General features: G+C 72.2%; 15 protein-coding genes. 5 read left to right on the plus strand and 10 right to left on the minus strand.

The window, feature by feature from the left end; all coding sequences use genetic code 11:
- Nucleotides 1-539: 539 nt before the first annotated feature.
- Nucleotides 540-1,832, minus strand: coding sequence for a tyrosine--tRNA ligase (tyrS, locus tag ACFYL6_RS29680; RefSeq protein ID WP_387176486.1), 1,293 nt, complete (start codon nucleotides 1,830-1,832; stop codon nucleotides 540-542).
- Nucleotides 1,833-1,932: 100 nt separating this feature from the next.
- Here tyrS and ACFYL6_RS29685 point away from each other — a divergent pair, with 100 nt between their 5' ends.
- Entirely contained in the window at nucleotides 1,933-2,322 is a 390-nt protein-coding gene (locus tag ACFYL6_RS29685; RefSeq protein WP_387176318.1) for a PaaI family thioesterase, read from the plus strand.
- 22 nt (nucleotides 2,323-2,344) lie between these two features.
- Here ACFYL6_RS29685 and ACFYL6_RS29690 read toward each other — a convergent pair whose 3' ends face one another.
- The 3 genes from ACFYL6_RS29690 to ACFYL6_RS29700 form a co-directional block, all read right to left on the minus strand.
- Nucleotides 2,345-3,682 (minus strand): hemolysin family protein, encoded by a 1,338-nt coding sequence (locus ACFYL6_RS29690; protein WP_387176320.1) that lies wholly within the window; start codon nucleotides 3,680-3,682, stop codon nucleotides 2,345-2,347.
- Between the two features lie 126 nt (nucleotides 3,683-3,808).
- On the minus strand, nucleotides 3,809-4,450 hold the full coding sequence (locus tag ACFYL6_RS29695; RefSeq protein ID WP_387176322.1) for a hypothetical protein: 642 nt from the start codon (nucleotides 4,448-4,450) through the stop codon (nucleotides 3,809-3,811).
- 9 nt (nucleotides 4,451-4,459) lie between these two features.
- Entirely contained in the window at nucleotides 4,460-4,960 is a 501-nt protein-coding gene (locus tag ACFYL6_RS29700) for a GNAT family N-acetyltransferase (protein ID WP_387176324.1), read from the minus strand.
- Between the two features lie 132 nt (nucleotides 4,961-5,092).
- Here ACFYL6_RS29700 and ACFYL6_RS29705 point away from each other — a divergent pair, with 132 nt between their 5' ends.
- Nucleotides 5,093-5,965: a universal stress protein gene (locus tag ACFYL6_RS29705; protein WP_387176326.1), complete on the plus strand. Its 873-nt coding sequence runs from the start codon at nucleotides 5,093-5,095 to the stop codon at nucleotides 5,963-5,965.
- A 22-nt stretch (nucleotides 5,966-5,987) separates the two neighbouring features.
- Here ACFYL6_RS29705 and ACFYL6_RS29710 read toward each other — a convergent pair whose 3' ends face one another.
- The 5 genes from ACFYL6_RS29710 to ACFYL6_RS29730 all read right to left on the minus strand — a co-directional run bounded on the left by ACFYL6_RS29710 (nucleotide 5,988) and on the right by ACFYL6_RS29730 (nucleotide 10,016).
- On the minus strand, nucleotides 5,988-6,623 hold the full coding sequence (locus ACFYL6_RS29710; RefSeq protein WP_387176328.1) for an FMN reductase: 636 nt from the start codon (nucleotides 6,621-6,623) through the stop codon (nucleotides 5,988-5,990).
- Nucleotides 6,620-7,762 (minus strand): LLM class flavin-dependent oxidoreductase, encoded by a 1,143-nt coding sequence (locus ACFYL6_RS29715; RefSeq protein ID WP_387176330.1) that lies wholly within the window; start codon nucleotides 7,760-7,762, stop codon nucleotides 6,620-6,622. Before ACFYL6_RS29715 ends, ACFYL6_RS29710 begins: the two co-directional genes overlap by 4 nt.
- 161 nt (nucleotides 7,763-7,923) lie before the next feature.
- Nucleotides 7,924-8,199 carry a ubiquitin-like small modifier protein 1 gene (locus tag ACFYL6_RS29720; RefSeq protein WP_387176332.1) on the minus strand — a complete coding sequence of 92 codons (276 nt, stop codon included), beginning with the start codon at nucleotides 8,197-8,199 and terminating at the stop codon, nucleotides 7,924-7,926.
- Nucleotides 8,200-8,201: 2 nt separating this feature from the next.
- Complete coding sequence (locus ACFYL6_RS29725) at nucleotides 8,202-9,287, minus strand: WD40/YVTN/BNR-like repeat-containing protein (RefSeq protein ID WP_387176334.1); 1,086 nt, start codon at nucleotides 9,285-9,287, stop codon at nucleotides 8,202-8,204.
- An 87-nt stretch (nucleotides 9,288-9,374) separates the two neighbouring features.
- Entirely contained in the window at nucleotides 9,375-10,016 is a 642-nt protein-coding gene (locus tag ACFYL6_RS29730) for a DNA-3-methyladenine glycosylase (protein ID WP_387176336.1), read from the minus strand.
- Between the two features lie 197 nt (nucleotides 10,017-10,213).
- Here ACFYL6_RS29730 and ACFYL6_RS29735 point away from each other — a divergent pair, with 197 nt between their 5' ends.
- The 3 genes from ACFYL6_RS29735 to ACFYL6_RS29745 all read left to right on the plus strand — a co-directional run bounded on the left by ACFYL6_RS29735 (nucleotide 10,214) and on the right by ACFYL6_RS29745 (nucleotide 11,628).
- Nucleotides 10,214-10,669, plus strand: coding sequence for a hypothetical protein (locus ACFYL6_RS29735; RefSeq protein WP_387176338.1), 456 nt, complete (start codon nucleotides 10,214-10,216; stop codon nucleotides 10,667-10,669).
- 87 nt (nucleotides 10,670-10,756) lie between these two features.
- Nucleotides 10,757-11,182, plus strand: coding sequence for a DNA-binding protein (locus ACFYL6_RS29740; protein ID WP_387176340.1), 426 nt, complete (start codon nucleotides 10,757-10,759; stop codon nucleotides 11,180-11,182).
- Between the two features lie 92 nt (nucleotides 11,183-11,274).
- Entirely contained in the window at nucleotides 11,275-11,628 is a 354-nt protein-coding gene (locus tag ACFYL6_RS29745; protein ID WP_387176342.1) for an MmcQ/YjbR family DNA-binding protein, read from the plus strand.
- A gap of 44 nt (nucleotides 11,629-11,672) precedes the next feature.
- Here ACFYL6_RS29745 and argH read toward each other — a convergent pair whose 3' ends face one another.
- Entirely contained in the window at nucleotides 11,673-13,136 is a 1,464-nt protein-coding gene (gene argH, locus ACFYL6_RS29750) for an argininosuccinate lyase (protein ID WP_387176344.1), read from the minus strand.
- Nucleotides 13,137-13,140 lie beyond the last annotated feature (4 nt).

The raw sequence follows: 13,140 nt of genomic DNA on the forward strand, positions 1-13,140 counted from the left end.
GCTTTACAAGCACCCTGTTGAGTTCTCAAAGAACAACCACACACCGACCAGAAGCCCCACCACAGTGGAACCCCAACCGGGGCTATCCGAACCGCATCCCCAACGCTTTCCAGCGCCAGGCACTTTTACTACGTTACCCGCTCGTTTCCGCCGTGTCAAACCGATATTTCGCGGTTCGTCGTGCTTCACCCGAATATTGCGGGCACCATGTCTCGACCGGCTCGCGCCGCTCTCGTCACGGATTTGGCAGGCCGGCCGCTGCGGTTTCCCGCAAGCTCGCCCGGTGCCCTGCCGGTCGTTAACCTTACCCGGTCGGTTCCGCCGCTCCAAATCCGCCTCGCGGCGAACCTTGGGGGCACCACCCGGCACCGGTCCCGAGAGGTACAACCCCTCTGACCCGGCGGTCATTCCCGCGCTCCGGCCGCCTCAGGCTTTCGCCTGTTTCGTCCGTTCCGCGCTGACAGAGAGAAAGTTACGCGTCCGGCGGGATGATCGTCAAATCCGCCGGACGCGTCCCCGGTCACATCGTCGACGGGCGGCTATTCACCCAGCTCAACGCCTGCGAACGAGCGCTTTCCCCGACGCAGGACCAGGTATCGCCCATGCAGCAGATCCGCCGGCGACACCGTGGCGTCCACCTCGGTCACCCGGTTGTTGTTGACGTAGGCACCACCCTCGGCGATCACCCGACGGGCCTCCTTCAGGCCGCCCACCAGCCCGGAGTCCCGCAACAGGCCCGCCACATCCGGCAGTTCGCCGGACAGACGCACCAGGCCGGCCTCGGTCAACGCCGCGCGTAGCGTCTCCGGGGCCAGCTCGTCCAGCGACCCACGGCCGAAGAGCGCCTGACTGGCGGCGACCGCCTGCCGAGCCTCGTCGGCGCCGTGCACCAGGGTGGTCAGCTCCTCCGCGAGCGCCCGCTGCGCCAGACGGGCCGCCGGCCGCTCGGCGGTGGCCTTCGCCAGCTCCTCCAACTCGTCGCGGGTGCGGAAGCTGAAGTACCGCAGGTAGCGGTCGACCTCCTGGTCCTCGACGTTGAGCCAGAACTGGTAGAAGGCGTACGGGCTGGTCATCGTGGGGTCGAGCCAGACGGAGCCGCCCTCGCTCTTGCCGAACTTCGTGCCGTCGGCCTTGGTGACCAGCGGCGTGGTGAACGCCTGCACCGGCCCCGCCCCACGCCGGCGGACGTAGTCGACGCCGGCGGTGATGTTGCCCCACTGGTCGGACCCGCCGAACTGGAGCTGACAGCCGTGCCGGCGGTGCAGCTCGAAGAAGTCGTTGGCCTGCAGCAACTGGTAGCTGAACTCGGTGAAGCTGATGCCGGTCTCCAGGCGGGCCCGCACCACCTCCCGCGCCAGCATCTTGTTCACCGGGAAGTGCTTGCCCACGTCGCGGAGGAACTCGACCACCGACATCTCGCCGGTCCACTCCAGGTTGTTGACCAACTGGGCCGCGTTCTCGCCGGTGTACGACACGAACGGCGCCAGCTGCTCGCGGATGCGCTCGACCCAGCCGGCGATCACGTCGGGCGGGTTGAGTGTCCGTTCGGCGCTCTCCTTCGGGTCACCGATCTGCCCGGTGGCCCCGCCGACCAGCAGCAACGGGCGGTGGCCGGCGAGTTGCAGCCGGCGGGCCATGAGGACCTGCATGAGGTTGCCGACGTGCAGGCTCGGGGCGGTGGGGTCGAACCCCACGTAGTACGTGGCGGACTTCCCACCGTCGAGCAGCTCGCGCAGCTCGTCGAGGCCGGTCGAGTCCTGTATCAGGCCACGCCAGAGCAGGTCGTCGGTCAGGGAGTCCCGCCCGGGCGGCGGAGGGCTGCTGTCGGTCACGGTCACCGATTCTCCCCCATCGCCGGCACCTACCCGTACCGGGTTTGCCGCAACCCTCCCCGGCTAGGCTTGCGCCCCGTTGATCGAGGAGGGCTTTGTCATGGAGATTCCGGATCTGACGGGCGGTTTCGTCGCCCTGCTCGGCCTCAAGTTCGAGGAGGCCAGCGCCGACCGGGTGGTCATCAGCTGGCAGGTCCGGCCGGAGCTGCACCAGCCGGTCGGCATCCAGCACGGCGGGGTGTACTGCTCGGTCGTGGAGACCGCGGCCAGCGTGGGTGGCGCCCTCTGGCTGGCCGACCGGGGCACGGTGGTCGGGGTGTCGAACCAGACCGACTTCCTGCGGGCCGTCCGGGACGGCGAGCTGACCGCGGTCGGCACGCCGGTGCACCGGGGCCGCAGCCAGCAGCTCTGGCAGGTGGAGATCACCGACGGCGACGAGCGGCTGGTCGCCCGTGGTCAGGTCCGGCTGCAGAACCTGTCGCGCGACTGAGCGACGGCGTCCGCCGCACGGGTCAACTGCGGGCCTCGTCCAGCACCGGTTCGGCGGCCTCGTCGGTGTCGGCGTCGCTGTCGGCTTCGTCGGGTACGCGGCTGACCCGTACCTCGGTGATCGCCCGGTGGTCGATGCCGGCCACCACCAGCACCCAGCCGTCCAGCGTGACGTCCTCCCCGGCGACGGTGGGGATGTGCCCGAGCCGGGCCAGCACCAACCCTGCGACGGTGGTGTAGTCACCGGCCGGGCGCGACGGCAGCTCCACGCCGATGTCCGGCAGGTCGTGTACCGGGAAGGTGCCGGGCAGCAGCAGCGCGCCGTCGGGGTCGCGGCGCACCGAGCGCACATCCCGGTCGGTCTCGTCGTAGATCTCGCCGACGATCTCCTCCAGGATGTCCTCCAGCGTCACGATGCCGTCGACGGCGCCGCGCTCGTCCACGACGAGCGCGATGTGCTGACGCTCGGCCTTGAACTGGCGCAGCGCGTCCACCACCGGTAGCGAGTCGGGCAACAGCATCGGCGGTCGGGCGATCTCGTCGACCGGTCGGTCGTCGGGCACGCCCACCAGGTCACGCAGGTGGATCACTCCGGCCGTGTCGTCCAGGCCGCCGTGGCGCACGACCGGCGCCCGGGAGTGCCCGGTGGCGGCCAGCACGAGCCGCGCGGCCTCCGCGGTGGTCCCGCTGTCGAGCGTGAAGACCTGCAACCGGGGTACGAGGACAGCCCGCAACCGCCGGTCGGCGATCTCCACGGCGCCCGCGATGATGATGCGCTGTTCCTTGGTGAAGCCGTGGTTGCCGGCGACGATGTCGCGCAGCTCGTCCGGGCCGATCTCCTCCGGCTGGTGTTTGGGGTTGAGCCCGACCAGGCGGACCACCACGTCGCTGGTGGCACCGAGCGCCCAGACGGCCGGCCGGGTGAGGCTGGCGAGCAGGTCGAGTGGGCGGGCCACCAGCAGCGCCCACCGCTCGGCGGACTGCATGGCGATCCGCTTCGGTGCCAGCTCGCCGAAGACCAGGGTGACGAAGGTCAGCGCGAGGGTGACCGCCACGATGGCCACCGTCTCGGCGGCGCCGCCGAACATGCCGAGCAGCGGCACCAGGGGTTTGGCCAGCGAGACCGCCGCCGCGGCGGAGGCCAGGAAACCGGCGAGGGTGATACCGATCTGGATGGTGGCCAGGAAGCGGTTCGGGTCCTTGGCCAGTCGGGCCAGCACCCGCCCGGCCCGGCTGGTCCGCTCCAACCGCTGGATCTGACTGTCTCGCAGCGACACCAACGCCATCTCGCTGCCCGCGAAGAGCGCGTTGATCACGACCAGGACTCCGACCAGGGCCAGTTGGCTCCCGTAGCTCTGCACGCCCGGTTCGCTCCCTCGTGGTGGTGGCACCGGCCGCTACGCGCGGCACCCGCCGGTCGGCGAGCCCGCCCGGCGTAGGCCTGTCTTTGCCCCGTCCGGCGCCGGCCGAATCCTGCGACGGCGACGCTACGCCGAATCGGTGGTCACCGGGACGGGCAGGTCGAGGACGTACGAGTCGCCCTCCGGGCGGAAGCCGAGCCGGTGGTAGTAGGGGGCGATCATTCGCGGTGGGCTGACCACCCGGTGGAAGCCGCGTTCGGTGAACAGGTGGCTGCGCCGGTAGACGAACTCGCCCGGGGTGAAGTCACGGAACTTCGGGGTCACGTAGTCCAGGTCGATCTGGGCGACGCCGGGCGCCTCGGCGTGCGACAGCACCACCCCGACCACCTCGTCGGCAGTGACCACGAGGAACGCCGAGCGCCCCGACGCGTCCGGGGCCCAGTGGAAGCCGGGGTTGAACCGGGCGATGTCGGCGGCGTGCACCCGCAGCGTGTGCGCGAGGAACTGGTCGTCGACACCGACCTCCACCACCTGGTAGGTCTTCTCGTCGTGCCGGGTGACGAGCATCCCGCGCAGGTACCAGATGTTGATCGCCGCGAGCACGACGTTGAGCCCGACCATGGGCCAGACCTCGATCGCGGCGTTGTAGCCGATCAGCACGACGCTGCCGACGAGGTTGAGCGCCCGCAACCGCAGGACGCGCGACTGCAGCAGCGACCAGACCAGCACCGCGGAGCCGGCCCAGCCGACGAGATCCAACCAGTTCACGCCGCGAGACTAGTGCCCGCCCAGGTCAGGGCCGTCGGCGGGCAGCTCCAGCAGCCACTCCTCGACGTCTTCGCCGCGGCCGTTGGCGTACCCCGAGTCTTCACCGACCACCACGAACCCGCACTTGCGGAGCACCGCGAGGGAGGCGGCGTTGTCCTTGGCGGCGCGGGCGTGCACCGGCCGGGGCAGCTCGCGCAGCAGGGCGGCCAGCGCCGCCGTGGCGTGACCCCGGCCCCAGCGCGCCGGGTCGATCCAGTAGCTGACCTCGGTCTGCCCCTCGGCCGGGAAGGCGCTCACGTAGCCGACCACCTCGCCGTCGACATCGACGGTGCGGACCAGGTTCGCCGGGTTGGTGAGGACTCGGGCCCAGTGTGCGGCGAACTCCCGGTGGTCGGACGGGTCCTTCGGGCCGAACGCGGCCATCCGGTTGGCCTCCGGGTCCTGCTGGTGCAGGAAGAACTCGACGAGGTCGTCCTCCAGGACCGGACGCAGCCGCAGCTCAGAAGTCATCGGATGAGGGTACGCAACAGGGGTGACAGGGAGGCAGGCGCGGATTCAGCCGGAAGTGCCGGGGCCGGCGCGTCCGGACCCGCGGGTACCGCCGCGCGGCTGACAATGACCTGACCGACCCAGGGAGCGCCGATGAACCGACCTGTCGTGGCGGGCGTGGACGGATCGCCGTCCAGCCTCGTCGCCGCCGAACACGCGGCGCGGGCCGCGCTACTCCGGTCCCGGCCGCTGCTCCTGGTGCACGGCTACCTGCATCCGTCCGGCTACGGCGTGCCGCTCAACCCGTACGACGTCGGGGTGCCGGTGCCCTCCGAGGAGGCGCAGAAGATGTTGGAGCGCACGGCGGCCGAGCTGACCGGCCGGTGGCCCGGCCTCGTCGTCGAGGTCCGTCAGGTCGCCGGCGGCCCGGGGGTCACCATGATCGAGGAGTCCCGCCGGGCCGAGCTGGTCGTGGTGGGCAGCCGTGGGCTGGGCGGGTTCGCCGGGCTGCTGCTCGGCTCGGTCGGCGCGCAGGTGGCCGCGCACGCGCACTGCCCGGTGCTGGTGGTCCGCCCGGACGAGCAGCCGATCCCGGTGGACGGCCCGGTGCTGGTCGGCGTCGACGGCTCCGAGTCGTCCCGACTCGCCGTCGGCGTCGGCGCCGACGAGGCGGCGCTGCGGGACGTGCCCCTGGTGCTGGTGCACGTCGGCCCGTTGGACGGGGACCGGACGGTGCCGGAGGAGATCGAGGAGTCGCAGGCCGCGTACCAGGCCGAGGCGGTGCGACTCCTGGCCGACGCCTCCGCCGTGGTACGCGCCGAACACCCCGACGTGGTGGTACGCGAGCACCCGGTCCGGGCGGCCGGCGCGGCCCAGGGGCTGATCGAGGCCAGCGGCACGGCGTCGCTGCTGGTCGTGGGCACCCGGGGCCGGGCCGGGTTCGCCGGCCTGCTGCTCGGGTCGGTCAGTCAGGCGGCGATCCACCACGCGCACTGCCCGGTGCTGGTCGCCCACCCGGTCAGCTGACCGGCGCTGGTCGCCCACCCGGTCAGCTGACCGCCGCGTCGTCACCTCGGCCGAGCATCTGCAGGAAGTCGGTGGTGAGGGCGAACGGGTCGGCCGGCCCGGTGGCCGGTGGCCGGCGCTCGATCTGGTCGGCCAACTCCCCGGCGGCGCGCCGGATCCGACCGCGCAACGCGCCATCGGCGGTGCCGTCGGCCCAGTCCTCCGGGGCGGCGAAGACCGCGGTCGGAACCACCACCGACCGAAGGTAGGCGAACATCGGGCGGACGGCGTGCTCCAGTGCCAGCGAGTGCCGGGCGGTGCCGCCGGTGGCGCCGATCAGCACCGGCCGGTCGACCAGCGACTCGGAATCCAACACGTCGAAGAAGGACTTGAACAGCCCGTTGTACGACGCGCTGAAGATCGGGGTGACGGCGATGATCCCGTCGGCCCCGGTCACCGTGTCGATGACCTCGCGCAGCGCTGCCGGCGCGAACCCGGTGAGCATGTTGTTCACCACGTCGTGGGCGTACTCGCGCAGGTCGACGACGTGCAGCTCCACCTCGGAGCCGCGCCGGACCAACTCGTCGCGGGTGGCCGCGGCGAGCTGGTCGGCGAGCAGCCGGGTCGACGAGGGCTGGCTCAGCCCCGCCGAGACGACGGCCAGGGTGCGGCGGGTCATCGGGTCGCCCCCTCCGGCGCCTTGCCCGTCACGTCGTCGACGGCGTGCACGGTGCTGTCCTTGGCGCCGCCCGCCGCGGCGACCAGCGAGGCGTGCGTCGGCGCCGCCGGCACGTGCGCCGGACGCAGAGCGTCGAACTCCTTGCGCAGCACCGGGACGACCTCCTCGCCGAGCAGGTCGAGCTGCTCCAGCACGGTCTTCAGCGGCAACCCGGCGTGGTCCATCAGGAACAGCTGCCGCTGGTAGTCACCGACGTACTCCCGGAAGCCGAGCGTGCGGTCGATGACCTGCTGCGGGCTGCCCACGGTCAGCGGGGTCTCCCGGGTGAACTCCTCCAGCGACGGCCCGTGCCCGTAGACCGGGGCGTTGTCGAAGTAGGGCCGGAACTCGCGGACGGCGTCCTGCGAGTTGCGGCGCATGAACACCTGCCCGCCGAGGCCGACGATCGCCTGGTCGGCGGAGCCGTGGCCGTAGTGCGCGTACCGCTGGCGGTAGAGCGCGATCATCCGCTGGGTGTGCTCCTTGGGCCAGAAGATGTGGTTGGCGAAGAAGCCGTCGCCGTAGTACGCGGCCTGCTCGGCGATCTCCGGGCTGCGGATCGAGCCGTGCCAGACGAACGGGGGCACGCCGTCGAGCGGGCGCGGCGTCGAGGTGAACGACTGCAACGGGGTGCGGTACTTGCCCTTCCAGTCGACCACGTCCTCGCGCCACAGCCGGTGCAGCAGGTCGTAGTTCTCGATGGCCAGGGGAATGCCGGCGCGGATGTCCTTGCCGAACCACGGGTAGACCGGGCCGGTGTTGCCACGGCCCATCATGAGGTCCACCCGGCCGTCGGACAGGTGCTGGAGCATCGCGTAGTCCTCGGCGATCTTCACCGGGTCGTTGGTGGTGATCAGCGTGGTGGCGGTGGACAGCAGCAGCCGCTCGGTACGCGCCGCGATGTAGCCGAGCATCGTGGTCGGTGACGACGGCACGAACGGCGGGTTGTGGTGCTCGCCGGTGGCGAAGACGTCCAGACCGACCTCCTCGGCCTTCAACGCGATCGCGACCATCGCCTTGATCCGCTCATGCTCGGTCGGCTCCCGACCGGTGGTCGGATCGACCGTGACGTCACCGACGGTGAAGACTCCGAACTGCATGACCAGCTCCTCGCGTGTCAACCGGGTGCCGTCGTGGTACCCGGACGCAGCTCACAACTTATTTGACGACGCAACTATTCCGTCGGCGGGACACCTGGCAGTGGCGGCGGTCACTCCCGCAACGCGACAACCGGTCGGGAACTCCCCCGGTGTCGGCCCGCTCAGCCGCCCGCCACCGAGGGCAACACCTGCACTTCCGCGCCGTCCTTGACCGGGGTGGCAAGCCCGCCGGAGTGCCGGCAGTCTTCCCCGTCGACGAAGACGTTGACGTAGCGGCGCAGCTCGCCGCGCTCGTCGCGGATGCGTCGGGCCAGCCGGGGATGCGCGACGGCCATCTCGTCGAGGACCGCCCGCAGCGTCCCGGCGGCGGTGACGTCCAGCCGACTCGCACCCCCGGCCTCGCCGCGCAGTGGGCCGGGTAGCAGCACGGTGACCACGCTCAGACCTCCGCGGCGCGAACGCAGAGCACGTCGGGCAGGTGCGCCGCGACCGACGACCAGGAGTCGCCCTCGTCGCGGCTCGCGAAGACCGAGCCGGAGCGGGTGCCGAAGTAGACCCCACCGGGGCTGGCGCCGTCCGCGCACATCGCGTCCCGCAGCACCGCCGGATAGAACGGCCCCTCGGGCAGCCCGACCGACAGCGGCTCCCACTTGCCGCCGGCGTCGGCGGACCGGAACACCCGGCAGCGGTGGTCGGTCGGGAACCGCTCGCCATCGGCCACCAACGGGAAGGTCCAGACCATGCCGCCGCGCCCCGGGTGGGCCACCATCGGGAAACCGAAGTCGCTGGGTAGCCCCTCGGCGATCGAGGACCAGGTGCGGCCGTCGTCGTCGGAGCGGTAGACACCGTGGTGGTTCTGCGCGTACAGCCGCTCGGGGTTACCGGCGTCCCGGGCGACCTTGTGCACGCACTGGCCGAACTCGGGCCACTCGTCGGGCATGAAGTAGGCGCGGATGCCGGTGTTGCCCGGCGCCCAACTCGCCCCGGCGTCCTCCGAGCGGTAGACCCCACCGGTGGACATGGCGACCAGCAGCCGAGCCGGGTCACGCGGGTGGGGCAGCACGGTGTGCACGGCCTGACCACCGAAGCCGGCCTCCCACTGCGGCCGGTGCGGGTGGTCCCAGAGGGACCGGACCAGCTCGAAGCTGCGGCCCCCGTCGGTGGACTTGAACAACGCCGAGGGCTCGGTGCCGGCCCAGAAGACGTCCGGCTCGTCGGGGCCGGCCGGCATCAACTGCCAGACCCGCCCGAGGGAGACGCCGGTGTCGGCCGGGAACGCGACCGGCGCCTGGTCGGGCTCGTCCCAGGAAGCGCCGAGGTCGTCGCTGGTGGCGACGCTGGGGCCGAAGTGTGAGCTGGTCATGCCGGCGAGCAGCCGCGGGGTGGAACGACGGGTGTCGACAGCCACCGCGTAGACACCGGTCATCGGGAAGTGCGGACCGGTGATCTCCCAACTGCGCCGGTCGTCGGTGCTGGTGGCGAGAAACAATCCCTTGGCTGTGCCGATCGCGAGCAGTGTTGCCATGACGTCCTCCAAAACCGTCGGTGAGCAGGCCCGGTGATTATGGCCACATCCCCCGACAGGCTCCGCCGCCCACGCCGGACGGCGCGCTCAGCGCCGGATGCGGGGCACGTGCCGGCGGTACGCGCTGACCGTGGGATCGGCGTCCAGCCAGAACCGCCAGGGCAGGTCGTGCGCGCCGGTCACGCCGACCCGGGGACCCGCCACCACCGTCTCCGGCGGCACCGGCCGGGCCGGGGGCCGCAGGCGGACCGGGCCGTCGCCGAGCAGGTACGCCCCGTACGCCTCGCGGTCGATGCCGAGCGCGGAGCAGAGCCGGGCGGGCCCGCGGGCCAGGTCCACGTCCCGCCGGATGGCCGGCCGGCGCTCCCGTGCCGTGTCCAGCCCGTCGACCACCTCACCGGCGCGCAGCAGCACGGCGGAGGCCTCCCCCTCGACCCCGGTGACCACGTTGACGCACCAGTGCATCCCGTAGGTGAAGTAGACGTAGGCGTACCCGGCGGGGCCGAACATCACGGCGTTGCGCGGGGTGCGGCCCCGGTGGGCGTGCGAGGCGGGATCGCCGCCACTTCCCGCGTACGCCTCGACCTCGGTGATCCGGACGGTGACCCCGCCGGCGTGCAGCCGGCAGCCCAGCAGTCCGCGCGCCGCCGGCAGCACCGGACCGGCGAGCAGGTCCGCCAGCGCCGCGAGGTCGGCGTCGGTGGTGGGGTCGCCGGACGACAGGGCCATGTCCCCGACGGTACCCATCCCGCGACCCCGGCACCCGGCCGGGCGCGGCGACCTCTCCCCGCCGACCTCTCCGCGCCGACCCGAACAGGGCTCACGTCGCACATCAGACAGTCGGCCGGACAGTGAAACCCGACCACCGGCTCGGGAGTGTTCCCGATGTCGTCGCACGGAGCGACGACACAACGGGAGGAGTCACCATGACCGTACGGAGCATTCGGCGACCACTGATCGCCACCGGCCTGGTCGCGGCAGCCGCGACGCTGGCCTTCACCCCGGCGGCGAGCGCGAGCGTCCCGCTGCGGGCCGCGGCGCAGGCCGACAACGCGGCGCTGCCCACGATCGCACTCGGCGCGACCGGCAAGATCGAGGCGAAGGGCGCGGCGGCGATCGTGCCGGTCACGGTGACCTGCTCGAAGGCCCTCGAGTTCGACGTCACGGTCAAGGTCGCGCAGGCGGTCGGCCAGACGATGCGCGCGGGCACGACGGTTCGGAGGGTCACCTGCGCGGAGGGCACCCAGCAGGTGCGGATCGCGGTGATCCCGGTCGAGCGTCCGTTCGCGGCGGGTGTCGCGTTCGGCGTGGTGAGCGCGAGCCCCTGTGACCCGTACTGCACACCCATCAACGACGAGCGTCAGCTCGACCTGGCGCTCTGAGGCGTCGCCTGGCGGCACGGCACCGCCCGTGCCGCCAGGCTTCAACGTTCTGTTGACAACCGGGCGTTCATGGGGTGTGCTCGGGGTATGACGACCGAGGACATCTTCACCGCGCCGGACCCGGGCCGGGCCCGCGCCCACCGCACCCACGAGGCGTTGCAGCGGATCAGCGAGCGGCACGCCGGCACCGACACCCGGCGGGGCCGTTGGGCGCACCCGTACGTGCTGGACCCGTGGGAGGCGGTGGCCCTGGTCACCGCGCTGGCCGCCGGCGGGGCCGAGCGCGAGCCCGCCGAGGAGCCGGTCGACGCCGCCGACCTCACCGCCGCGCTGACCCTGCTGCCCCACGTCCGCGCCGAACTGGACGCCCTGGAGGCCGGCCTGTTGACGCTGGCCCGCGACCGGGGGCTGACCTGGCAGGCGATCGCGTACGGGCTGGGGCTGGGCAGCGCGCAGGCGGCCCGCCAGCGCTACGAGCGGGTCGCCGCCCGCTCGTCCGAGCAGACCCCCTGATCCGGCGCGTCCCGAGCCGACGCCCGGATCGGCACGCCGCGCCCGCGACGGCGGTCGGGCGGGCACACTGTGCGCACGACGAGGAGGCACCCATGGAGCGCGCGGAGATGCTGGCGTACTGCCTGGCCAAGCCGGGAGCGTGGCTGGACCGGCCGTGGGAGGGCGACGAGGTGGTGAAGGTGGGCAGCCGGATCTTCGCGTTCCTCGGCAGCGACGGGGGCAAGCCGACGGTCGGCATCAAGTGCGGGCCGACCCGGGAGGTGGCCGACGAGTGGTTGCACCGGCACCCCGACGACGCCAGCGTGATGGCCTACATCGGCCGGTCCGGGTGGAACACCCTGCGCCTGGACGGCGGGATCGACGACGAGGAGCTGACCGAGGCGGTCGACTCGTCGTACGACATGGTGGTGGCCAAGCTCCCGAAGCGGGAGCGCCCGACGGCCTGAACCGCCGCGGCGCCGGCGGCCAGCGCCGACGCCACGGCGCACGGTCAGCGCGGGACGACCCGCTCGGCGGCCCACTCCCGCCAGCTCGCCAGCCGGTCCGCTGCGGCGGCGAGCTGGTCGGCGACCGGCCCGGGCCCGGTGGAACCGGGGGTGGTCCGGGCGGCGAGAGCCGACCGGACCGAGAGCACGTCGCGCACCGACGGGTCGAGGTGCCCGCTGATCGCGGCCAGGTCCTCGTCGGAGACGTCGTTCAGCTCGCACTCCCGAGCCGCGCAGAGCGCCACCAGCTGGCCGGTGATCTCGTGCGCGTCGCGGAACGGCACGTTGCGTCGGACCAACCAGTCGGCGACCTCGGTGGCGAGGGAGAAGCCCACCGGGGCGGCGGCGACGAGGCGGTCCACCCGGACCGTCATCGTGGAGATCATTCCCGCCAGGGCCGGAAGCAGCAGCTCCAGGGTGTCGACCGCGTCGAAGGCCGGCTCCTTGTCCTCCTGCATGTCCCGGTCGTAGGTCATCGGCAGGCCCTTGAGCATGGTGAGCACTGTCATCAGGCCGCCGACCAGACGCCCGGACTTGCCCCGGGCCAGCTCGGCGATGTCCGCGTTCTTCTTCTGCGGCATGATCGACGAGCCGGTGGCGAACGAGTCGTCCAGCTCCACCCAGCCGAACTCGTGCGAGGTCCAGAGCACCACCTCCTCGCCGAGGCGGGACAGGTGCACCCCGATCAGGGCGGTGGTGAAGAGGAACTCGGCCACGAAGTCCCGGTCGGCCACGGCGTCCATCGAGTTGGCGAACGACGTACGGAAGCCCAGCTCCTTGGCCACGGCCATCGGGTCCAGTGGGAGCCCGGAACCGGCCAGGGCGCCCGCGCCGAGCGGGCTGATCGCCGCCCGATGGTCCCAGTCGCGCAGCCGCTCCAGATCACGCAGCAGCGGCTGCACGTGGGCGAGCAGCCAGTGCCCGAAGGTGACCGGCTGGGCGTGCTGGAGGTGGGTCATGCCCGGCGCGGCCGTGTCGATGTGCCGCTCGGCCTGCTCGACCAGCGCCTCCGCCAGCTCCACCAGGCGGCTGGCCACGCCCCGGGCGTGGTCGCGCAGGTAGAGCCGCAGGTCGGTGGCGACCTGGTCGTTGCGGGACCGGCCGGCGCGCAGCTTGCCACCGAGGCTGCCGAGGCGCTCCAGCAGACCGCGCTCCAGCGCGGTGTGCACGTCCTCGTCGTCGATGGTGGGGCGGAACGTTCCGGAGGCGCAGGCGGCCTCCAGGTCGTCCAGCGCGGCCAGCATCCGACCCAGCTCCTCCGGGTCGAGCAGGCCGGCGCCGGCGAGGACCCGGGCGTGCGCCCGGGAACCGGCGATGTCGTACGGGGCCAGGCGCCAGTCGAACTGCACGCTCACCGACAGTCGGGCGAGCGCCTCGGCGGGGCCGCCCGCGAACCGGCCACCCCAGAGGCTCGTCCGGTTGGTGGCGGCGCTGTTCTCGGTCAGGCTCTTGTCGTCCACGTCGCCCATCATT

The organism is Micromonospora sp. NPDC007208, assembly GCF_042869175.1.
Lineage (GTDB): Bacteria > Actinomycetota > Actinomycetes > Mycobacteriales > Micromonosporaceae > Micromonospora > Micromonospora foliorum.

Excerpts from the sequence above, each read along its gene's own strand:
- ACFYL6_RS29740 (WP_387176340.1), top strand. The coding sequence starts at position 10,757 with ATGACGACCGAGGACATCTTCACCGCGCCGGACCCGGGCCGGGCCCGC.
- ACFYL6_RS29730 (WP_387176336.1), bottom strand. The coding sequence starts at position 10,016 with ATGGCCCTGTCGTCCGGCGACCCCACCACCGACGCCGACCTCGCGGCG.
- ACFYL6_RS29725 (WP_387176334.1), bottom strand. The coding sequence starts at position 9,287 with ATGGCAACACTGCTCGCGATCGGCACAGCCAAGGGATTGTTTCTCGCC.
- argH (WP_387176344.1), bottom strand. The coding sequence starts at position 13,136 with ATGGGCGACGTGGACGACAAGAGCCTGACCGAGAACAGCGCCGCCACC.
- ACFYL6_RS29705 (WP_387176326.1), top strand. The coding sequence starts at position 5,093 with ATGAACCGACCTGTCGTGGCGGGCGTGGACGGATCGCCGTCCAGCCTC.
- ACFYL6_RS29715 (WP_387176330.1), bottom strand. The coding sequence starts at position 7,762 with ATGCAGTTCGGAGTCTTCACCGTCGGTGACGTCACGGTCGATCCGACC.
- ACFYL6_RS29735 (WP_387176338.1), top strand. The coding sequence starts at position 10,214 with ATGACCGTACGGAGCATTCGGCGACCACTGATCGCCACCGGCCTGGTC.
- ACFYL6_RS29745 (WP_387176342.1), top strand. The coding sequence starts at position 11,275 with ATGGAGCGCGCGGAGATGCTGGCGTACTGCCTGGCCAAGCCGGGAGCG.
- ACFYL6_RS29700 (WP_387176324.1), bottom strand. The coding sequence starts at position 4,960 with ATGACTTCTGAGCTGCGGCTGCGTCCGGTCCTGGAGGACGACCTCGTC.
- ACFYL6_RS29685 (WP_387176318.1), top strand. The coding sequence starts at position 1,933 with ATGGAGATTCCGGATCTGACGGGCGGTTTCGTCGCCCTGCTCGGCCTC.
- ACFYL6_RS29710 (WP_387176328.1), bottom strand. The coding sequence starts at position 6,623 with ATGACCCGCCGCACCCTGGCCGTCGTCTCGGCGGGGCTGAGCCAGCCC.